Origin of the sequence: Lapidilactobacillus dextrinicus DSM 20335, from assembly GCF_001436095.1 — a bacterium.
GTDB lineage: Bacteria > Bacillota > Bacilli > Lactobacillales > Lactobacillaceae > Lapidilactobacillus > Lapidilactobacillus dextrinicus.
Genome location: NZ_AYYK01000001.1, coordinates 46185 through 68247, shown reverse-complemented (window position 1 = coordinate 68247; position 22063 = coordinate 46185). Strand labels below are relative to the sequence as shown.

The 22063-nt window shown below is 37.8% G+C and carries 22 protein-coding genes; 13 read left to right on the top strand and 9 right to left on the bottom strand.

Features of this window, described 5'->3' with window-relative positions:
• Positions 1-23: 23 nt before the first annotated feature.
• Positions 24-1040 (bottom strand): aldose epimerase family protein, encoded by a 1017-nt coding sequence (locus FC84_RS00315; RefSeq protein ID WP_057753622.1) that lies wholly within the window; start codon positions 1038-1040, stop codon positions 24-26.
• A gap of 206 nt (positions 1041-1246) precedes the next feature.
• Positions 1247-1876 (bottom strand): HAD family hydrolase, encoded by a 630-nt coding sequence (locus FC84_RS00310; protein ID WP_057753618.1) that lies wholly within the window; start codon positions 1874-1876, stop codon positions 1247-1249.
• Between the two features lie 213 nt (positions 1877-2089).
• Here FC84_RS00310 and FC84_RS00305 point away from each other — a divergent pair, with 213 nt between their 5' ends.
• From FC84_RS00305 to FC84_RS00295, 3 genes are all read left to right on the top strand, one after another.
• Positions 2090-2629, top strand: a complete 540-nt coding sequence (locus tag FC84_RS00305; protein ID WP_057753616.1) for a cysteine hydrolase family protein — start codon at positions 2090-2092, stop codon at positions 2627-2629.
• Positions 2630-2709: 80 nt separating this feature from the next.
• Positions 2710-3525 (top strand): DUF368 domain-containing protein, encoded by an 816-nt coding sequence (locus tag FC84_RS00300; protein ID WP_057753613.1) that lies wholly within the window; start codon positions 2710-2712, stop codon positions 3523-3525.
• Between the two features lie 78 nt (positions 3526-3603).
• A complete protein-coding gene (locus tag FC84_RS00295) occupies positions 3604-4305 on the top strand; it encodes a YjjG family noncanonical pyrimidine nucleotidase (protein WP_057753610.1) in 702 nt (233 codons plus the stop codon).
• Between the two features lie 60 nt (positions 4306-4365).
• Here the strand turns inward: FC84_RS00295 and FC84_RS00290 are convergent, their stop codons facing one another.
• Positions 4366-5463 carry a DMT family transporter gene (locus FC84_RS00290; protein WP_057753607.1) on the bottom strand — a complete coding sequence of 366 codons (1098 nt, stop codon included), beginning with the start codon at positions 5461-5463 and terminating at the stop codon, positions 4366-4368.
• Between the two features lie 312 nt (positions 5464-5775).
• Here FC84_RS00290 and FC84_RS00285 point away from each other — a divergent pair, with 312 nt between their 5' ends.
• Together FC84_RS00285 and helD are read left to right on the top strand one after the other, a co-directional pair.
• Positions 5776-6465 carry a DUF6198 family protein gene (locus tag FC84_RS00285; RefSeq protein ID WP_057753604.1) on the top strand — a complete coding sequence of 230 codons (690 nt, stop codon included), beginning with the start codon at positions 5776-5778 and terminating at the stop codon, positions 6463-6465.
• A 381-nt stretch (positions 6466-6846) separates the two neighbouring features.
• Complete coding sequence (helD, locus tag FC84_RS00280; RefSeq protein ID WP_057753601.1) at positions 6847-9144, top strand: RNA polymerase recycling motor HelD; 2298 nt, start codon at positions 6847-6849, stop codon at positions 9142-9144.
• A gap of 75 nt (positions 9145-9219) precedes the next feature.
• Here helD and FC84_RS00275 read toward each other — a convergent pair whose 3' ends face one another.
• Positions 9220-9888, bottom strand: coding sequence for a CPBP family intramembrane glutamic endopeptidase (locus FC84_RS00275; protein ID WP_057753598.1), 669 nt, complete (start codon positions 9886-9888; stop codon positions 9220-9222).
• A gap of 452 nt (positions 9889-10340) precedes the next feature.
• Between FC84_RS00275 and trpS the strand changes: the two genes are divergently transcribed.
• Positions 10341-11360: a tryptophan--tRNA ligase gene (gene trpS, locus FC84_RS00270; RefSeq protein WP_057753595.1), complete on the top strand. Its 1020-nt coding sequence runs from the start codon at positions 10341-10343 to the stop codon at positions 11358-11360.
• 250 nt (positions 11361-11610) lie between these two features.
• Positions 11611-12948: an MATE family efflux transporter gene (locus FC84_RS00265; RefSeq protein WP_057753592.1), complete on the top strand. Its 1338-nt coding sequence runs from the start codon at positions 11611-11613 to the stop codon at positions 12946-12948.
• A gap of 84 nt (positions 12949-13032) precedes the next feature.
• On the opposite strand, the gene pyrE is transcribed toward FC84_RS00265, so the two are convergent.
• The 4 genes from pyrE to FC84_RS00245 form a co-directional block, all read right to left on the bottom strand.
• Positions 13033-13671: an orotate phosphoribosyltransferase gene (pyrE, locus tag FC84_RS00260; protein WP_057753590.1), complete on the bottom strand. Its 639-nt coding sequence runs from the start codon at positions 13669-13671 to the stop codon at positions 13033-13035.
• Complete coding sequence (gene pyrF / locus FC84_RS00255) at positions 13671-14387, bottom strand: orotidine-5'-phosphate decarboxylase (RefSeq protein ID WP_057753586.1); 717 nt, start codon at positions 14385-14387, stop codon at positions 13671-13673. The genes pyrE and pyrF overlap by 1 nt, the downstream gene beginning before the upstream one ends.
• 216 nt (positions 14388-14603) lie before the next feature.
• Entirely contained in the window at positions 14604-15521 is a 918-nt protein-coding gene (locus tag FC84_RS00250) for an aldo/keto reductase (RefSeq protein WP_057753579.1), read from the bottom strand.
• A gap of 47 nt (positions 15522-15568) precedes the next feature.
• Entirely contained in the window at positions 15569-16084 is a 516-nt protein-coding gene (locus tag FC84_RS00245; protein WP_057753576.1) for a YbhB/YbcL family Raf kinase inhibitor-like protein, read from the bottom strand.
• Positions 16085-16160: 76 nt separating this feature from the next.
• On the opposite strand from FC84_RS00245, the gene FC84_RS00240 reads away from it, so the two are divergent.
• Genes FC84_RS00240 through FC84_RS00230 form a run of 3 tightly spaced genes read left to right on the top strand, consistent with a single transcriptional unit; the run spans position 16161 to position 18120 of the window.
• Complete coding sequence (locus FC84_RS00240; RefSeq protein ID WP_057753573.1) at positions 16161-17129, top strand: hypothetical protein; 969 nt, start codon at positions 16161-16163, stop codon at positions 17127-17129.
• A complete protein-coding gene (locus tag FC84_RS00235; protein ID WP_057753570.1) occupies positions 17129-17839 on the top strand; it encodes an NAD-dependent protein deacylase in 711 nt (236 codons plus the stop codon). The genes FC84_RS00240 and FC84_RS00235 overlap by 1 nt, the downstream gene beginning before the upstream one ends.
• Positions 17839-18120: a chorismate mutase gene (locus FC84_RS00230; protein ID WP_057753567.1), complete on the top strand. Its 282-nt coding sequence runs from the start codon at positions 17839-17841 to the stop codon at positions 18118-18120. Before FC84_RS00235 ends, FC84_RS00230 begins: the two co-directional genes overlap by 1 nt.
• Before the next feature lie 112 nt (positions 18121-18232).
• On the opposite strand, the gene FC84_RS00225 is transcribed toward FC84_RS00230, so the two are convergent.
• Positions 18233-19141, bottom strand: a complete 909-nt coding sequence (locus tag FC84_RS00225; protein ID WP_057753564.1) for an EamA family transporter — start codon at positions 19139-19141, stop codon at positions 18233-18235.
• A 317-nt stretch (positions 19142-19458) separates the two neighbouring features.
• Between FC84_RS00225 and FC84_RS00220 the strand changes: the two genes are divergently transcribed.
• The 3 genes from FC84_RS00220 (at position 19459) to phnE (ending at position 22058) form a co-directional block, all read left to right on the top strand.
• Complete coding sequence (locus FC84_RS00220; RefSeq protein ID WP_057753561.1) at positions 19459-20394, top strand: phosphate/phosphite/phosphonate ABC transporter substrate-binding protein; 936 nt, start codon at positions 19459-19461, stop codon at positions 20392-20394.
• A 90-nt stretch (positions 20395-20484) separates the two neighbouring features.
• The gene (phnC, locus tag FC84_RS00215; RefSeq protein ID WP_057753559.1) at positions 20485-21273 is read left to right on the top strand and encodes a phosphonate ABC transporter ATP-binding protein; all 789 of its coding nucleotides are present in this window, start codon (positions 20485-20487) and stop codon (positions 21271-21273) included.
• Complete coding sequence (gene phnE, locus FC84_RS00210) at positions 21270-22058, top strand: phosphonate ABC transporter, permease protein PhnE (protein ID WP_057753556.1); 789 nt, start codon at positions 21270-21272, stop codon at positions 22056-22058. Before phnC ends, phnE begins: the two co-directional genes overlap by 4 nt.
• Positions 22059-22063: the final 5 nt, after the last annotated feature.

Here is a 22063-nt window from a genome sequence, read left to right as displayed (position 1 = left end):
AACAGTCGGATTTTTTAGTTGCTTTAAAACTTGATTTGATATTTTGTTTGATAGTGTTTGGTTTCATCTTGATGAATGCTTATATCGCCAAAGCTAGGATCAAAAACCGCATTCGGAACGGTTTGCGATTCAAGCGCTACGCCAACGTATGGTTGACCAGTTTTGTCGATAAAAGGTTGGTCAGCACCAAATTTGTTAGCCGTAAACATGACAATACCATTGCGTTCTGCGTAAATTTCGACCGCAATATTTTCGTCAGGATTTTTAAGGATGGCAATCGGTTCGTTTTCTGGGTGTTCGTCGATTAAATAAACATCGTCAAGACCTTTTTCGTCGGTATCTTGCATGTTGTCAATGGCTGCACCAATTGTTTTAGTCGTTTGAAAATCAAACGGAGTATGAGCGTTTGCAATCGTTTCGCCAGTAGGAATCTTTTCCTTGTCTAACGCTAAATGATGACTACTCCGTAACTGCAACGTCAAATTCTTAACGTTTTGATCAGTAGTGTTTAAATTGAAGTAAGCGTGATTAGTCGGATTAAAAATACCGTCAGCATCAGCCGCTGCGTAATAATCGATCAGCACTTGGTTGTCATCAGTGAGTGTATAAGTAATTTTAACAGCGAGATTTCCCGGATATTGATCGTAGTCCGCGGTAATATTTTTGGTAAAGGTAATAACTTGACCATCCACAGCGCTTTCCCAATTTGTATTATGAAAACCATGAGGACCACCGTGCAGCGTATTGTCACCTTCATTTTGTGGTACTGAAATCTCTTTTCCGTTTAAGTTGAACTTACCATGACCAATTCGACCGGCAGTTCTACCAATTGACATATTCAAATAAGGATTAATCCTTTGATAATCTGCTACTTTGGAGAAATTTAAAATCAAGTTTTGAGGACCGTGTTCAGTAGGTACCAGTAATTCATACCAATTAGCCCCATAAGAAAGGCAAGAGATCATGACATTATTTTTGTTTGTCACGGATAATTTATAGATGGTTTCATGATTAACAGTTTCAAAAATTTCTTTTGTCATCAATTAATACTCCTTCACTTGTTTAATTTCAGCATAAGTTTGTTGTTTAACATTGTCAACGCTTTCATTGTCGATTTTTTAATTTCGTCATAACGCCCAATTGATTTCGCTAAAATTTTCAATGACGTGTCAGATAATCAGCGTCTTGAACGAATTTTTGGGCATAAAAAAGAAGTTAGTTTTTAATTACTAACTTCTTTAATCAATTAACGAACTAAATCAACAATTTCGGCAGGTCGGGATAGGAAGTAATCCATCTCTTGGAACTGCCCGTTATTATGAGCACCCCAGCCAGCAAGACCGAATTTTACGCCAGCACCATGAGCACAATCGAGATCGAATTTAGTGTCGCCGATGTATAGTGTTTGTTCAGCGGGAATACCTGAAATTTCAATCATTTTCAATAGTGGTTCTGGATCAGGCTTGTGTTTAGCTGTGTCAGAAGCAGTCACAACGTTTTGGAAGATTGGGGTTAAACCTAGCGGATCAAAAACAGATTTAAATTCAGCCAATGTTTTAGACGTTACAATACCAAGTTCAATATCAAATGTTTGCAAAGATTTCAAGGTATTGGTGACGCCGTCAAAAATACTAGCTAAATCGGCAAAATCGTCAAAGGCAACATACCAATCTTTAATAATGCCAGGAATATCTTCGTCTGCAAGACCTAATTCTTGTAAGCCTTCTTTAGCAGGAATACCAAAGATAGTAACAACTTGTTCGTAAGTAAAATCATGGTGACGCTGTTCATTGAGGACTTTAAGTAAAGCGTTCATATAGGCTTTTTCAGTGTCGATTAAAGTGCCGTCAATGTCAAAGACAATATTTTTAAACATAATGACTCCTCCAGTAATATCGCTAAGAATCATTGTAACACAGACTAGTTTTTGAATCGTCAAGTTTTTCTCACTAAATTTTAATTAAAATAACTGAATTGGCGTTTAAGTTTATGGTAAATTCCTAGGTCAACAAGGTTTTCTTTTGTCTTTTAGACTTATTTTTGTGATAATGATTAAAACACTGTTGATTAATTAACAAGGAGATTAACTATGCGCGGATTAGTCGTCATTGATTACACGAATGATTTTGTTGCCACCGATGGTGCCCTGACAACCGGACAAGCTGGCCAAGCAATTGAACAGGCATTGGTTGAAGTAACAGAAACGTTTGTTGAGCACCAGGATTTTGTTGTCATGGCAGTAGATCGTCATGATGCAGAGGATCATTATCATCCTGAAAACAAATTATTTCCTCCCCATAACTTAGCTGCAACTCCTGGTCGCCAATTATATGGCCGGTTAGCAGATTATTATCAAAATTATACAGAACAGATTTATTGGTTAGATAAACGTCACTACTCAGCTTTTTGCGGGACCGATTTAGATGTACGTTTGCGAGAAAGACGAATTACTGAATTACATTTAGTTGGCGTTTGTACAGACATTTGTGTATTACACACTGCTGTTGATGCCTATAATTTAGGCTATGATATCGTTATTCATGAGCAGGCTGTGGCGAGTTTTGATCCCCAAGGTCATGAATGGGCCTTGCGTCATTTCAAAAATACATTGGGTGCGCAAGTTATTTGAGGCATCGCTTGATTGACCGTGCTTTAACATAGCAAAATTTTAGATAATAAAAAATAAATTAATGATAAAAGAGGGCTTCGATGATAGATTGGTTATTACGTTTTGTTAAAGGAATTTTTATTGGTTCAGGTTTTATTTTACCAGGTGTAAGTGGTGGCGCGCTTGCTGCTGTTTTTGGTGTTTATGAGCGCATTATTACCTTCTTAGCGCATATGACGCAAGATTTTAAGAAGAATGTCCGTTACTTAATTCCACTAGGTCTAGGGGGTATCGCTGGTGTTTTTATTTTTTCCTTTGTAGTTAGTTTTGCCTTAGGAAAATATGAAGCGCAAATTTTATGGTTCTTTATTGGTGCGATTGTTGGCACTGTGCCTTCATTATGGAAACAAGCCGGTAAAGAAGGACGAGATTCTAAACATCTGGTTATTTTAGGTGTCACTTTTGTGGTCAGCTTGGTCTTTTTAATCTTTGGGGAACAACTATTTGGTCATGGTGTAACACAAAATTTTGGCACATGGATAGTAGCAGGTTTCTTAATTGGTTTAGGTATGATTATTCCTGGATTAAGTCCGTCTAATTTTTTAATTTATATGGGTATGTATAAAGACATGGCTGATGGCATTAAAACGTTTGATTTTAGTATTTTAATACCACTTGCAATTGGTGGAGTTATCTCAGTTTTACTACTGTCTAAGTTAGCCGATTATATTTTCCGTCATGCTTATGCAAGCATGTTTCATTTTATTTTGGGTGTTGTTTTTGCTTCTACAATCATGATTATTCCCTTTGGTACAAAAATAACAGCCTTAAGTTTGATTGCATCAATCTTGCTTTTTCTCAGTGGGATGGCTTTAGGTTATTGGATGAGTCATTTAGAAGAAAAATATCAAGCTTAATTCTCACAACTTGATTCGACTGAATCTAATAGTGAGCTTAAAGCAAGTTTTATCATGATTAATAATTAGGGAGTTATTATGGCTTATCAAACTTTACTATTTGACGTTGACGACACTTTATTAGATTTTGGTGCTTCAGAAGAAGCCTCGTTGGCCTTAATGTTCAAGCATTTCGGCTTAAGTTTAACGGATGAAATTAAAGAGCGCTATGAAGTGCTTAATCAGAATTTGTGGCGACAATTTGAGCGCCGAGAGATTGATCGGCAAACGATTTTTCAGCGGCGCTTTCCAGAATTATTTCAGGAATTCCAATTGGCAGATACAACCGCCGGCTTACAAGCTGAGGCAGTTTATCGCGAAGGTCTCAATCACGGCCATCAACAAGTACCACAAGCACAAGCATTATTGCAGCAATTAAGTCAACTGCCGCAACTGCAATTGTATATTGTTTCTAATGGTGTGGCGAAGACACAAAATATGCGTTTGCAAGATAGTGGTTTTGCACCATATTTTAAACAGGTTTTTGTTTCAGAAGCAGTTGGCTATCAAAAACCAGATGTGCGTTTCTTTGACAGTGTTGCCAATAATATTACTAATTTTGACAAAAACAAGACCTTAATTATTGGTGATTCATTAACATCAGATATTCAAGGTGGCGTGAATGCTGGTATTGACACCGTTTGGTATAATCCACAACATTTAACAACCACAACTGTTCAACCAACGTATCAAATTTCAGAATTATTATCATTACTTAAACTGGTTGAACAATCAGCTTAATTTTTAAGTAAATAAAAAAACGCTAAGGAATTTTTCCTTAGCGTTTTTAGTTAACTTAACTTAATTTGTGGTTTTAGCATGAATGCTGGTTTTAGATGCAACCTTAGCTTCTTGCTGGTGTAGTTCATTTTTAACATCGGCAACTTCAGCAGCTAATTTGGCATCTGCATCAGCGCCTTCTGCGGCGACGGTATCTAAGAAGTCATCATGGTTCATGGCGTTTTCAACAGTGGCAGCGCGTTGTCCAACAAAGCTGATCACAGAACCAACAACAATAATTGCAATGCCGACCCAAGTATCTGGTAAGATGGCTTCGTGTAAAATAATTAAGGCCATAATTGGTGCTAGAACTGGTTTAATGAAGAAAACCAATGAGGCCGTTGCCACATCTGAACGTTCCATTGCGATGAAGTAAGTTGCAAAACCAATCCCGGTGACCCCAATGCCAAGATATAAAATCATCGCAATCGTTGACATGTTAATTCCGGCAAAGTAAGGAATCATGGCAAAATTTTTGGTAATAGCATTTTGATTCATCAAATTAGCGATTGCTGGTAAGTGACTTAGACCCATTAAAGCAGCTAATTCCAGCGCACCAAAGATAAATGTAAAACTGGTAATTGTGACGCCATCAAAATGTTCAGTTTGCGAAACTTTGCGAGAAATAATACTGTAAAAGCCAAAAGTAATGGCTGAAAGTAATGCCAGTGTCATCCCTAGTGGATTACTTAAATGTAAGGGATTCATAATAACGATTAAACCAAGCACTGATACAATCACCGAGATTAAATTAGGTCGTGATAAAGTCTCGTGTAGGATGAGATAAGAAAAGAGTAGCGCGAAGACGGGATTTGAACTAAAGACAACAGCAGCAATGGAAGCTTTACCGTACATAACAGCTAACTGGAATAAAGTCATACTAACTAACACACACAATAAACCCGTCAAAGCAAAGTTTTTAACAGCCTGGCGATTAATTTTTAAATGATTTTTAGCAATTGAGCGGAGTGCCAGCGGTAGTAAGAAAATACCACCAATTAAAAATCGTAAAAAGTTAAGCTGAATGGGATTGAAATCACTACCTGCTAATTTAAGCATGATCTCCATAGAGCTGAAAAGGAAGGTGGACAGTAGAATCAGTAGAAATGTTTTACGCAAGATGATCGCCTTTCATATTTGGGCTTCACTCATAACCAACAGCAAAACGATCGGCTAGATGAGTGAAGCTGATTTTTGATTGGCAAATTAGCTAAAGCAATTTTATACCGACTATCATGATACTGGGCATAAAATTAAAATAGAAACTAGTCAAACGATTATTAGCATAGCACTGTTAACCCACGAAATTCAAGGAACATCAGATGATTATTGGCTTTTGATTAGTAAATTTGAATCGTTAATTCAATGAGAAAACCGCTGTCATTGTGGTAAGATTAGGCAAGTGGCAATTTTTTGATTGGGTGGGTTAAAATGACGACAAAGTTAACAATCCGGCAACAAATCATTTATTTTACAATTTCAATTGTGCTTAACTGTATCGGCAACGGAATTACGGTGGCTTTAAATTTAGGAAGTGCCTTGTGGACCGCCTCTGCTGTTAATATCGCGCATGCTAGTGGCTGGCAGTTAAATACGATTTTGATTTTAATCGCGGCTTTTGCGGTGATTGTCAATATCTTTTTACGTGGTTACTTTAGTTGGCATGCCTTTATTGGTAATATTTTATTTGCGGTACCTTTTAGTATTCTGGTGGGGTGGTTCAGTCGTTTTTTCTTACAATTACCGTTGATGACTTGGCCGATATTATTGAGGATATCATTGGATTTTGGCGGTATTATGTTGATCGGTATCGCAATTTCAATTTATCAACGCCTTAATATTGCCTTACATCCAACTGATGAGATGATGCAATTGGTACGTTTTAAATTGTTGCATGGTAATGCCTGGGCTGCCCAAATTGTTTCATTTGTGCCACCTATTATTGCGATTACCTTAACTTATTTACTGACACATCAGTTATATGCAATTAATTTAGGAACGGTTTTTTCATTGTTGTGTCAAGGTTATATTGTTGGTCAAGCAGATCACTATGTTTTTCCGCGGTTAAAGCATCAACATCTACCAGAATTAAGTCAAAATCATGAGTATTTAAAACAGTGAAGTCTCTTCAAACTAGAAAACAAAATAAACTATAAAAAAGCGTTTGGGTGAAGTTAGCCCAAACGCTTTGCTTTTTTGAAGTTAATTTGGATAGTTGGCTAATTTGGCAATAGCCCTCGTCACAAAGGCGGCTGATAAGAAGAACACAGTAACAACAGGTAAGACGATCAAAAGAATTTTACGCATGAACTCATCTCCCAAGAGGTGTAATTTAACCAACTCCACTATAGCACAGATTCCCAGTAACGTGCCTTAATAAGGGGCTGGGATTAATATAGTTAACCTGGTGTGCTGGTTCTTAGTGCTTTACTATTACCCTAATTAGTCATAGAATTAATATTCAATCTTGACAGGTTAGTGTTGGAATTAGGAGTCGATGAAATGTTTGCAGCAACAGATCAAAATTATGAAGCAGAGCGTGTTAAAAAGGTCGCCGCCATTATTCGGCAACAGCGAGTTGAAACGGCAGAAAAATTAGCTCTCGCTGAAAGAGAAACACATCACATCGAACAAAACTATGGTGACGCGACCAAGGTCAACACTACTGAAGTTGATGATCAGATGGAAACGAACGCCGCAGTTCAACAGCAAAAGCAATTAGTTGCCTTAGCTGTGGAGAATCAAACGATTTTACAGAATAAACAAAATCGTCTTGACCGCTTGCAAGCTTCGCCATATTTTGGTCGGATTGATATCGAAGAGAATGCTCAAGAACAAGATAGTCTTTATATTGGCACGGCTTCGTTGGTCAATGATGAAGATGATTTTTTAATTTATGATTGGCGTTCACCGATTGCCGGTATTTATTATAATGGCACGCTGGGCCAGGTTAGTTATGAAACACCAATGGGCCAACAACAAGCTAATTTGGTCCGCAAGCGGCAATTTACGATTAAAGATGATCAAATTGTCAATATGTTTGATACTAGCGAAACAATTGGTGATGAAATCTTACAACAAGTTTTAGGCGAAGAAGCTAGTTTATACATGCAAAACATCGTGGCAACGATTCAACGCGAGCAAAACGATATCATTCGCAATACTGATGCCGATGTTTTGGTCGTTCAAGGAGTTGCCGGTTCTGGTAAAACTTCGGCAATTTTACAACGGGTTGCTTATCTGCTCTATCATAGCCGCACTAAACTTGATTCTGATCAAATTATCATGTTTTCACCTAATCATTTGTTTAGTGCCTATATTTCTCAAGTATTGCCAAGTTTGGGCGAGAAGAATATGCGCCAAGTTACCTTGCATGAATTCTTCAGTCAACGCTTAGAAGGGTTAAAGGTTGAAGATCGTTTTTCGCGTTTTGAGATTGACCAAGTTTCTTTCCCAGCCAAAACAAAGGAAATGCGGCGTTATTTAGAAAGCGCCACCATTATGCAACAAATTGCTACAGAAATGACAGTGGTACGGCCTAAGCTGTTTTTCAACGATCTGTATTTAGATGGTGAAGTTATTATCTCTGCAGAGCTGATGCAGCAAGTTTATGCTGCTACTAAAGAGCAAAATAGTTTACCCGAAAAGATTTTACAAACAAAAAATCGTTTAATTCGTTATTTACAACGCCAAGTTACGGCCTGGGCTCAGTCTGATTGGGCCACAGAACAGTTAGATCTATTATCTGACAGTGCCTATCATGATTTAATTGCTGGTCATACCTTTAATTCAGCTGCAGCTGAGCAAACCTTCTTATGTAAAAAGATCGCGCAGCGTCATTTATATCCGCTTTATGAGGCACTATATAACAATTACTTTATTGATTTTGAACGCCAGTATTTGGCCGTTTTGGATAGCGTTCGTCCTGATAAGATAAGTGCTGCTACTTGGCAAGCGCGTAATCGCAGTGTGCGCCAGGGATTTGAAAAGCATCAAATTCAACTTAGTGACGTTGCACCATATTTATACTTGCGTGATTTAATTACAGGTGGCGGTCAAAATCGGCAGATTCAATATTTGTTTGTAGATGAGATGCAAGATTATTCTGCTGCCGAATTACTTTACCTACAACATGCTTTCCCAACCGCTAAGTTAACCTTACTTGGTGATTATGCGCAGGATTTATTTGCGGCTAATTATCAAGCAACTAATATTATTCAGACGGTTAAGCAGCTTTTTCCTAATAAAAAAATTCAAATTCATGAGTTGAATAACAGTTATCGTTCGACAATTCAGATCACTAATTTTGCGAGTGCGCTATTGCAAGATCATGCGCCAATTTTGGCTTTTAATCGACCGGGACCAGTGCCGCAATTAATTGTTTGTCCACGACTTTTAGATTTGAATCATCAATTAAGTCAAGAATGCTCACGTTTAATTGAAAGATACGGCATGATTGCTATTTTAACGAAAACGCATGAAGAGGCGGAGCAAATTTTTGCCACTTTACAAGTCGATGCGGAAGTAACTTTAATGACAGAAAAGCAACGACGTTTACATCGTGGCGTGATGATTATGCCAATCTACCTTGCAAAAGGTTTGGAGTTTGATGCAGTTATTGGTTATAACGTTTCGGAAAATTCTTTTCATGAAGAAGGCGATCGCCAAATTATCTATACGATTGCTTCCAGAGCGATGCACGAACTGTTATTACTTTCCTTAGGCGAGCCGTCACATTTAATTACCTCTTTACCTAGTGACTTGTATCAACGTAAGCTTGATGTACCAATACAAAAATAAAACGACAAAAAAGCCATCATGATTGAGACTGATTTGATAAAATCAAAACCTCAATCATGATGGCCTTTTTGAAGATTAAGCGAGTACGATCATTAAAATAGCACTAAAAATATTAAGACAAATCGGAACTTCGATTCGGCGGGTATATAAATAACTCATAGCAAATAATAAACCAAACCATAGTTGAATAACAAAAGGCATCGTTAGTGGTTGAAATTGTAGAATTGCAAAGAAGATAGCGCTAATGAAAATGCCGACTACTGCTGTCACTGGACGTGAGCCACGAAAAGCGTAGTTGAACAAGAAACCAGTGACGAGAAGTTGTTCTAATATTGGCAAAATAATGCCGACTAGTAGAATATTCAACCAAAAGCCGCCGTCGTTAATATCAAAATGACCTACAGTATTAATAAAAGCCGGTAATTTATTATCAGTCTGTAACCAAGCAATTAATAAATTAAGTGCTCCAATAATTAACAACATTAAGGTAATAAAACCGCTGGCGTTACTCAGGACTTGTTGACGTGTGTTAGGCCTGACCATAAAGTATTGTTGCTCAAGGTTAAATTGACGAATAAAAAACCAAAGCATGATAATTGCTAATGCCATAAACAAAACAACAAAAGTCTCCGAGACTCGATTGTCAGCAAAGGCCATGTTTTTTAGCCAGATTGCCAGTAAGACTAATACTGTGAAAAAAATAAAACGAACTAAATTACCAAAAAAAGATGCCGGACTTCTCATAGTTGCCCCCAAGGTTCACTTTTCATTTTTATATTATTGAGCATACCGTATTCGTTAATAGAATGCGACCTTAGCTAAAAAGTCTTAAAAGTTTTTAAAGTATTTCACGAAGTTTTTGGGGAGAAATACTAACTGAGTAATTTTTTGACCTTGACTTTGTTACAAATAATGCCTTATGATGAAGTCAATAAATGCCGATAAGGTCTAGGAAGTAGTAATTTAAAGCCGGTTTTTAAGCGAGTGTTGGATGGTGTGAGCAACATAAATCGATTAAATGAATGGATCCTAATATGGTCAGTGGCGCAAGTCCTGACGGTGTTGAAGCCTTAATTCAATGAGTTGACGCTAAGGCGTAACTTAGGTGGTACCGCGGAAAATTTCGTCCTATTGTATTTTTAATACGATAGGACTTTTTATTTTGCGATTTTTTAAATGAAGATGGAGGAATAATGATGACAAAGAAAACAATTTTAACTGGCGATCGCCCAACAGGTAAATTACACATTGGTCATTACTTAGGCTCGTTAAAAAATCGAGTTGCTTTACAAAATTCAGGTGAGTATAATACCTACGTCATGATTGCAGATATGCAGGCTTTAACAGATAATGCGCGTAACCCTGAAAAAATCCGCAATAGTCTCATTCAAGTTGCTTTAGACTACTTAGCTGTGGGAATTGATCCAGCTAAATCAACAATCTTAGTACAATCACAAATTCCAGCTTTAAATGAATTAACAATGTATTATTTAGATTTAGTGACGGTTTCACGGCTAGAGCGCAACCCAACGGTTAAGGCTGAGATTAAACAAAAGAATTTTGATCAGTCTATTCCTGCTGGCTTCTTAGTTTATCCGGTGAGCCAGACTGCTGATATTACCGCTTTTAAAGCTGATACTATTCCAGTTGGTGACGATCAAGAACCAATGATGGAACAAGCACGCGAAATCGTACGGACTTTTAATAACACTTATAATACGGATATCTTAGTTGAACCCAAAGGCTATTTTCCACCTAAGGGCCAAGGCCGCTTACCTGGATTAGATGGCAATGCCAAAATGAGTAAGTCTTTGAATAATGCGATTTACTTAGCAGATTCTGCTGATGAATTGCGGTCAAAAGTGATGTCAATGTACACTGATCCCAACCATATTCATGTAGATGATCCTGGTCAAGTTGAAGGTAATATGGTCTTCACTTATCTAGATGTTTTTGATCCCGATAAAAAGAAAGTTGCTGAGTTAAAAGCTCAATATCAACATGGTGGTTTAGGTGACGTTAAGATTAAACGTTACTTAAATGAAGTTCTGGAAGCAGAGTTTGGACCTATTCGTCAACGTCGTGAAGCGTACGCCAAAGATATTCCGGCCGTTTACGAAATGTTACAAGCAGGCAGTGCTAAGGCTAACGAAGTTGCCGAACAAACCTTGCAAGAAGTCCGCGATGCTATTGGTTTAAACTATTTTAAGGCCTAAATTAAAAAAGATTGAAGCTAATTAGTCATTGCTTCAATCTATTTTTTTGCAATTTTATGCTTAGAATTACAAAATGAAATGGTTAATAATTGAAAATTAAGAAAGCGATTAATTATTTGAAAATAAAGGGTTATGGGGCTTTTATTTTAGCTTAGAAATGCTACAATAATTCGTAAATCTAGTTTACTTTTGCAGACTGTTTTGAGTAAGGCCGATTTTATTAAACGATTTAAGTTTTGGAGGAGCTATTTTGCGTGATTTAACAAAGGGTAAGCCGATTGTTCAAATTCTTTTCTTTACCATTCCATTATTAATTGGCAATATATTTCAACAAGTCTATACGGTTTCCGATACAGTAATTGTGGGGCGGACAATTGGGGTTAAAGCATTGGCAGCCGTAGGGGCAACTGGTAGTCTTTCCTTTTTACTAATTGGGATTGCCCAAGGTGCGACCAGTGGCTTTGCAATTATTGCCGCCAAGCATTATGGTGCCGGCGATTATCGCGGAATTAAGCGAAGCTTTGCAACTAGTATTATGATTAGTGTCATTTTGTCGGTTGTCTTATCGATTATTGGGGTGACCTTCTGTGGGCAGATCTTGAAAATTATGCAAACACCCAGCGATATTATCGATAATTCCTATACCTTTTTAGTTATTCAGTTTGCCGGTATTATTGCCATCGTCGCTTATAATCTGTTTGCTAATATGATTCGAGCCATGGGCAATAGTAAGACGCCACTGTTCTTTTTGATTATTGCTTGCTTTATTAATATTGGCCTAGAATTATTGTTTATCTTAGTTTTTCATTGGGGTATTGCCGGGGCCTCTTTTGCAACGGTCCTTGCACAATTCATTTCGGCGTTATTATGTTTGGGTTTTATCTATCATCAGTTCCCGTTATTACAAATTCATCGCGAAGATTTTAAAGTATCAGCTTCAGAGATTAAAGAACATCTTCGTTTAGGCTTGCCAATGGGTTTTCAATCTTCAATTATTGCTATTGGTTCAGTTATTTTACAATTTATGTTAAATTCATTAGGCTCCAATGCAGTAGCTGCTTATACGGCGGCCAGTCGCATTGACGGCTTAGCAACTATGCCGGCCATGTCTTTTGGGATTACAATGGCTACTTTTGCTGCGCAAAACTGGGGCGCCCACGAATTTAGTCGCATTCGCTTAGGCGTTAAACAAACATTAATTGTGTCGATTACTTTTTCTGCGGTTACCGGCGCGCTCATTATTATCTTTGGGCAGCCGTTGGTTAATCTTTTTATTGGTACTGGTCAACCATTGGTAACTGCAACTGCACAAACTTATTTTCGCTTTAATAGTAGTTGTTATTGGTTGTTGTCAATTTTATTCATTGTTCGTTATACCCTTCAAGGCCTAGGCCAAAGTTTAGTGCCAACGTTGGCCGGCATTATGGAGTTATTAATGCGTTCGTTTGCTGGATTAGTTTTAATTGGGTTACTTGGCTTTACCGGTGCTAGTATGGCTAATCCCCTTGCCTGGATAGGGTCCTTACTGGTCTTGATTAGTTCATACATTCGGACGATGCGGCACTTACGGACGCTGGAAACAGATTGATCCTTATTTAAATATGACAAAAAAACATAAGTGGGTTCATTATTTGAACCCACTTATGTTTTTTGTGGCTTTAGCGAAATTAGTTTATAAAGACCAATGCCAAGGATCCTGCCGCCATTGTTGAACGGCAGTGACATCTGAGGTTGCCAAATAGTGTTGTTGAGTTGCTTGTTGAATTAAATGATCATAATCGGTTAAGGTCACCAGCGGAACGTTAGCACTGCGGAAGTTTTCAACTGCATCAGGTAACTGATAGCTAAAAATAGCAGCGACGCCAAGGACATCAATGTTTTGAGCACGCACAGCAGCAACTGCCTTTAGGACACTACCACCAGTTGAAATAAGATCATCGATTAAAATTACTTGGTCACCGGCTTGTAGTTGGCCCTCAATTTGCCGTCCCTTGCCATGATCTTTAGCTTGAGAGCGAACGTAAATCAACGGTAAGTTTAAATTTTGACTTACCAAAGTTGCGTGCGGAATACCGGCAGTGGCAACCCCGCCAATTACAGAAACCTGGGGAAAAGTTGTGGCAATGATATTTGCTAAACCTGTGGCAATTTGTTCACGAATACGAGGGTAGGCAATAGTTAAGCGGTTATCGGTATAAATAGGGGATTTAATACCACTTGCCCAAGTGTAAGGTGAATTAGGACTAAAGCTGACGGCTTTTATTTGAAGTAGATCACTTGCGATTAAATTGGCCATATTTTCGTTAATCATTATTTTGCCTCCCATAATGCTTTGATTTGTTGGTAACTGGCGACTGGATCAGGTGCTTGGGTAATGGGACGTCCAACAACAATGCCATCACTACCTAGTTGGTGTGCGCCAGCTGGTGTGACGATGCGTACTTGGTCATCCGTGCTCTGGCTAGTTAAACGAATGCCAGGTGAGATACACAGAAAGTTAGCGGATGTTGCCGCTTTGATGTGAGGAACTTCTAAGGCTGAAGAAATAACGCCATCAACATGACTAGCGGCCGCCAATTGTGCCAAGTGATCAACTGAATCGGTTAATGATGTGTTGATGTTTAATTCTTGATGTAACATTTGTTCACTTGTGGATGTGAGTTGTGTAATTGCCAGCACTTTAGCTTGGCGAACGTTGGCTTTTTTGGCACCAGTTGCAATACCTGAGACAGCAGCTTGCATCATTTTTTGACCGCCAGCTGCGTGAATGGTCGTTAGATCAACGCCTAACTGTCCGATAACTGTGGCAGCCTGCTCAACAGTGTGGGGAATATCATGTAGTTTTAAATCTAGAAAAATTTGACATCCTAATGCTTGTAGCTCACGAATAATAGTTGGTCCGGCTTGATAATAAAGTTCCATACCGACTTTAACAAAAAGTTGTTCGCTGGTGGGAAACTGCTTGACGAAATCAAGGGCGATTTCGGCCTTAGGAAAATCCAAAGCAATGATCAATGGCTGTACCATGTTAACCTCCTACCTTTAAATTGGTAAGTGGGAAAGCATAAAAAAAGACCCCACTTTGCCCGTGAGGTCGTCAAAAAATCATGAGTTAACATGCGTATGCTTAACTACTTTTTGGCCTCACGGGACCAAATTAAAGTTTCTAAATTGTTCAAAGTATATCGAGAATTAAGTCGTTTGTCAACTCAATCATTAATAATTGTCTGCGTACATCTTGGACTAAGGTAAGTCATTACCAGCAGCTAAATAAAGGTCATACCACTCTGAACGTGTCAGTTGAACTTGATCAGCTTCGCAAATCTGTGCTAATCGTTCAGGATTTGTTGTACCTGCAATGACTTGAACGCTAGTTGGTAAACGTAGAATCCAAGCAGCAGCCACGGCATTAACGTTAGAATGATATTTGTCAGCTATTTTATGAAGCATGGCATTAACTTCTGGAAATTTAGGATTATCAATAAAGACGCCTTCGAAGAAACCATATTGATAAGGGCTCCAAGCCTGAATCGTCATGTTATTTAAACGTGAATATTCATAAATGCCGCCGTCGTGGTTAGTGCTACGTGGGTCAGTCATATTTGTATGGAAACCAAAGTCAATCATTCCAGTATGCATTAATCCTAATTGTAATTGATTGATGACAAGCGGTTGAGCAACTGCTTGTTGTAACAACTCAATTTGCATTGGATTAAAATTACTAACACCGAATTCACGAACCTTACCAGATTTTTGTAATTCGAAAAAGGCTTCAGCAATTTCGTCTGGTTCCATTAAGGCGTCAGGACGGTGCAATAATAGGAAATCAACATGGTCAAGACCCATTCGTTCCAATGAGCCATTTAAGCCTTCAAGAATGTGTTGCTTTGAGAAGTCATATTCATTCTTACCAATACCAACCTTAGTTTGGATTAGAATGTCATCACGATTAATAGTAGAAGCAGCTAAAGCATCACCAAACCGCCGTTCAGAATCGCCACCACCATAAATATCGGCATTATCAAAAAAGTTAACACCATGTTCAACAGCAGTTTCGAGCAACTTGACTGTTTCATCTGTCGTTTTATCGGCAATGCGCATCAGACCAAGGGCAATTTCGGATGCGTTAATATTATCTAAACCAATGCTTACTTGACGCATATTTTTCCTCCTAGGTACAACAAGATATTGAGTATAATTATAATTTTTTAAACTCGACCGGGAATTAACAATTGGCTGCTGGTAATAATCAAGCCTTCAGCTTCCCGATAAAAATCATTCAGCCAGTAACCAGCTTGTAAGTTAAGTTTGTCACGGAGTGCGTAAACTGTCAATTGATATTGATGATCACGATCAGGTGGTTGTGGACCAACATAACGCTGATTAATCAAGGGGTCATCATGATAAGCTAAAGCACCTGCATTACTATTACGACCTTGAATGAATGATAAATCATTAACTTGACTGGCATTTTCGGGAATTTTGACTTGCGTTTTGGCAGGAATATTAGCTGCTAACCAATGAATCCAAACGAAACCACCAACAGGAACAGCATCAAAGTCTAAAAAAGTAAGTGCTAAAGTTTTAGCTTCAACTGGAACATTATTAATGATAACTGGTGGCGAAATAATTGGAAATCCATCGCGCAAATTTTCCTTGGCTGCATGTTTACTATATTGATCTGGTAAATAACCATTCTGATCATGGGGTAAGATAATTTCCAAAATAACATCCTCCAATCTTTAAGATCCAAGTAAATACGGTATAATAGAGGCAATCAAAAGTTAAGGACGTGACAAAATGACGTCAACATTTAATTTATCAGCACCAGTACAAAACTTACTCGATCAATTCCAAAAAGAAATGGCACCTAAACAGATTATTCTGCAAGAAAAAGAAAGCCAATTCCCAGCAACAATGCTTGATCCAGAAGAATCACAAATGATTCTGACTAAAACGGGTGATATTGAACTCTTTGTCCCTAATCCAAGATTTGCTAACTTCATTGTAGCGCATGAATTAATGCATTTACAACAAGAAGGACGACAAAGCGTGCAAATCAGTTATGTGAAACAAAATAACCCGCAGTTCAGTCAATTCCTTGATCAGATTGGTCAAGAATTACGTAATATTGTGGTTCACCAAGCGATGCATCAGCAGTTGCTTGAATTAGGTGTGTTGGACGATGATGTCCAACAAGCTATTCAAAAATTAATTGATGAAAAATTGCCCGTTGATGACAGTACAACTTCTGCTTTAGTGATTGCCATGAAAGCTATTCAATTGGCCGATACTTTTACTTTTGTTGGTTCAGTTGACCAATGGCAAGAAAAGTTTGCTAAAAGTATGAAAGTTGCCGCAGAGTTATGGCAACTCGTAACCACGGCTAATTTGACAACAAACCGTCAAGTACGAGCTTTGATTGACCAATTAATTAATTATTTTGCAGAATATTTTGATAAATTTGGCCTACAAGTACCATCACTAGCTGATAATTTATTGTTAAAGCCAGTTTTATCAGAGCGTCAATTGAAACTGTCCGTGCGGCAGCTATTTCAATTGTGGCGGCAACCTAATGCTGCGACAACTTATTTAGTAAAGGGAATCCAAGATGAACAAGCCATTAGCTTAATTGAGATTCCTAAAGATGAGCAACAAGAAGCCGCCATGTTAGCAATTTATGATTTATCTGTTCAGGCGTTTCTCGACAAATTCGCACTCAATTATGCACCGCGAGATTTACCAGTTTTTCCAGAGGATGAGCAATAATGCTGCCAGCAATTGTTAACTTAGCGGCTAATATACAAGCCGCTCATAAAATTGTCTTTTTAACTGGTGCTGGTGTTTCAACCCATTCAGGTATTCCAGATTATCGTTCTAAGTCTGGCTTATATGCTCATCACGCGAATCCGGAATATTTATTGAGTCATGAAAACTTGCAAGATCATCCCCAAGATTTTTATGATTTCGTGCAACAGCAAATGTATTATCCGGAGGCTAAACCTAACTTAATACATCAAGAAATAGCAATAATTTGTCAGAATAAGGGTATTTTGATTACGCAAAACGTCGATGGTCTAGATCAGCAGGCCGGTAATCAGCATTTAATTGAATTTCATGGCAATCTTTATGATTTGTATTGTCAAAAGTGTGGGCAAACAATTGATTACGAGCAATATCAGCAAGATTATCACCATCCTGAAGATGGCGGGATTATTCGACCAAGAATTGTTTTATATGGTGAGTCAATTGATCCACTTGTGATACAAGATTCGATTGCTGCACTGACAGCAGCTGATTTAGTGATTATTGTTGGAACTAGTTTTCGTGTTTATCCCTTTGCCCAATTGCTACAATATTGTTCACCAACCACGGCTATTTTTGCAATCAACAATGAACCAATCACTACTTCAGGAATTGAACTTTTACAAATGGATGCCTTAACCGCATTTACAAAATTGAAAGAGGTTTTAGATTAATGTTAGAAACACAACGAGAAAAAATTGATGCTATTGATGCCCAACTTGTGCCATTATTAACGCAACGTTTAGCTTTATCAAAAGAAATTGCCACTGAAAAAGCTAGTACTCATTCGCCTTTGACTAATAAAGAACGCGAACAAGCAATTTATGCTCAAGTTAAAGCTGCAGCAGATCCAGAAGTACAGGGTTACTTAAAAACTTTATTTGAAGATATTATTTTAGTTTCAAAACAATATCAAGCTCATGTTATTCAAGATATTAACGATTCTGAAAAGTAGTTTATTTTAATATTTTTAGTAGAACCAGCTTATTTTCAATCTCAATTAATTTTGAACTGCAAAGAAAAAAGACCCTCATCAAAATGAGTTAAGTTTTGATGGGGGTCTTTTATTATGCGTCGTAAAAACCAAGAATAGCGATGGCTAACATGATAAAGGCAACGACAATATATTGTTTGGTATTTAGTTTTTCCTTGATGAAAATCCGCGCGAGAATAATTGAAACGATACTGTATGAAGCAATCATAGGTGCGGCAATAATGGAATTGCCGGCCATCGCACCAACATAGAAGAATTGACCTAAAGTTTCAAAAATTGCAGCAAAGCCTAATGTGCGTTCTTTAAAGACATTGACGGTCTCTTTCTTAACGAATTTGAGATAGAGCCAAACGACGATTGCCACAATTAGGAAAGTCAATTCGTAACTCATATTAGCTTGATCTTCTGGCAGAATTTTACGGTAGTCAAGATAAACACCGTCTAAGTAAGTACCAGTAGCATCTAATAATGCGTAAATAATTGGGAAAATAATAGCAATGGCACTAATTCGATATTTTTTATCAATAACTTTGCCTTCGCGTTTAAATTCAGCATCTGCTTCTTGTTTTTCAAAGACACCTAGTAAGAACATGCCAATGATAATAATAATGACGGCAAACCACTGTAATGGCTTCATGGTTGCGTGCATAAAGAAGAATGACATTAAGACGACAAAGGCACCAGACGAGTTACTAATCGGACTAGAGATGGAAACTTCAATGTATCTCAAACCGAAATAGCCAACCGCCATTGATAAAATATACATCGATGAAACTGGTAAATAGACAAGAATGTTTTTCCAGTCATAGTTAATGCCTTGATAAAGCCAATAATAACCGATAACGTGCAAGCCCATGACTAAACCAACCATGATGACAGTTTTTAATGCACTGTCTTTCTCATCTTGATTATTACCCATCTTATAAAAAAGATCGGCAGTACCCCAAGCAAGTAGGGTGATAAGTGCTGGTAAGAACCACATTTAATAAACGCCCCTTTGTGAAAGATATGTAATGCTTTTCTCAGATTACGCTAATGCTTAAAAGACGTCAAGGTTAATTCCAACAGTAAGTTGATTTAAAAGGGCGATGAGAAATTTTAGCCGGGAGATTAAAACACGAATTAGAAAGCGAACTATTTATAAAATAGTTCGATTATAAACTAAAAAAATAGTAAAAATAACTAAAAATAATAAAACTTATTTTAAAAATACAAACTATTTTTAAAATAGTTGTTGAAATAGTTCGTGTTAATCATTATACTGAAATTGTTCAAAAAACGAATGAGGGAGAAAATTTGATGAGAATTTTTAAGCGATTAGTTACAGCGGTGGGAGCATTATCACTGGTTTTAGTTTTGGGGGCTTGCGGCAAAAGTGCCAGTGCAGCTAAAGATAAATCATATTCACCTAAGGAGTTAACCGTTCAATTCGTACCATCTTCAAATGCTAGTACGATTGAAGCAAAGGCTAAACCGTTAGAAGGATTACTTAAGAAACAATTGGGGATTCCTGTTAAAGTTTCGGTATCGACGGACTATAACACAATTGTTGAAGCAATGGGTTCTAAAAAAGTTGATGTTGGCTTCTTACCACCTGATGCTTATGTTTTAGCTCATAAACAAAACGGCGCTAAAGTTATTTTGCAAGCTGAACGCTACGCTTATAAAGAACCTAACGATCAAATTACTAAACAAGTTGTTGATAACTATAAATCAACAATTTTAGTTCGCAAGGATAGTGGTATCAAGTCAATTGATGATTTGAAGGGTAAAAAGATTGCGGTTCAAGATACGACCTCATCAGCCGGCTGGATTTATCCTGCAGTCGAGCTTTATCGTCAAGGAATTAATGTTAATAAGGACGGTATTAAGACTGTTCAAGTTAAAGGTCATGACCAAGGTGTTCTAGCCGTTTATAATGGCGATGTTGATGCTGCTTTTGTCTTCCAAGGGGCACGCTTGTTGGTACAAAAAGATGCTAAAGATGTGATGGAAAAAGTTGTCCCTCTCTACACAACTAAGGGTATTCCTAACGATACAATTACTGTTCGTGGTGATATGAATAAAGCTTGGCAAGAAAAAATTGCCAAAGCTTTTAAAGCCATCGCTAAAACTAAAAAGGGTCACGAAATTATTTCGTCAGTTTACTCTCATGAAGGTTACGTTGACTCAAAGGATAGCAATTTCGATGCTATTCGTGCTTATGACAAAACTGCAGAAAAACTAAATAAATAATTTAAGCTTAACTAACAAAATGGAGGGAAGGAAGCCGTATGATACGGACTTCCTTTTCTTGTCATTAAGAGGTTTGAAAGGATTTTATTCATGACAGAACAACCATTAATTGAATTTAACCATGTCTCCAAAATTTATAAAAATGGCACCGTAGGTTTAAAAGATATTAATTTAACGATTCCCCAAGGAGAATTTTTAGTTGTGGTGGGGTTATCCGGCGCAGGTAAAAGCACACTGTTACGCACAATCAACCGCATGCATGACATTACTTCAGGTGATATTTTGATTGAAGGGCAGTCGATTATTCATCTACAAGGTAAAAAATTACGTCAATTGCGGCGCAGCATTGGCATGATTTTTCAAAATTTTAACTTGGTTAAACGTTCCAGTGTGCAACGCAATGTTTTATCAGGCCGAATTGGCTACTACGGTACTTGGCGCAGTATCTTAGGATTATTTAGTAAAGAAGACAAACAAAAAGCCGCCCATGCTTTAAAGCGGGTCGGCTTAGCAGAAAAATTATATACACGCGCTGATCAATTATCTGGTGGTCAACAACAACGAGTCGCAATAGCGCGTGCCTTTATGCAAGATCCCAAAATTATTTTAGCGGACGAACCGATTGCGTCATTAGATCCTTTGACGACTGAATCAGTTATGAATGACTTAAAAAAATTAAACGAAGAGTTCAATATGACGGTCATTGTTAATTTACATTCTGTCCCATTAGCTCAAAAATATGCGGATCGGATTATCGGCTTACGTGCTGGTGAATTAGTTTATGATCAACCGATTGCTAATGTGACTGATGCTGATTTGGCGGCAATTTACGAGCAACCCAAGGTCGTTCAACTAGCTGATAGGGTGGTGGCGTCATGAACGTCATTCCTAAACAGCGTTTCGTTCAAAAATATCACTTAAAAGCTTTAGGTGGTTTGTTACTTTTTATTTTATTGATTTGGTGGTCGGCGCGAGTTACAGAAGTTGATTTTGGTTTATTCTTTGTTAATTTTGATCAATTCCTGGCGTTGTTACAAAAAATGTCTCATCCAGACTGGCAGTATCTGAGCTTAGTTATTGCGCCATTAGTGGAGACAATTAAGATGGCTTTAATTGGAACTTCAATTGGTACACTTTTGGCGATTCCTTTTTCCGTATTGGCTGCTCGCAATATTATTAATAATGATTTTGCTCGTGGTCTAATTCGTTTGATCTTGAATTTGATTCGCACATTACCTGACTTAATGTTGGCAGCATTGTTTGTTGCAATTGTGGGAATTGGTTCTTTGGCCGGTGTCCTGACGTTAGCTGTCTTCTCCTTTGGGATGATTGCAAAGCTATTTTATGAAGCTATTGAAACAATTGATGATGGTCCGCTCGAGGCATTGCAAGCAGCGGGTGCGACTAAAATGCAGATGATTCACTTTGCTGTGCTGCCGCAGGTCTTTAATCATTTCATTAGTTATTTCCTTTATACTTTTGAAATTAATGTTCGCGCATCAACAGTACTTGGTTACCTAGGGGCTGGTGGCATTGGTGTTTATCTACAACGGTCACTATCTCAATTTGCTTACGATCAAACTGCTGTGATTATTCTAGGAATCTTAGCAGTCGTCTTGGTAATTGATGGCATTAGTAACACGTTAAGGGAGCGACTATTATGATAGAT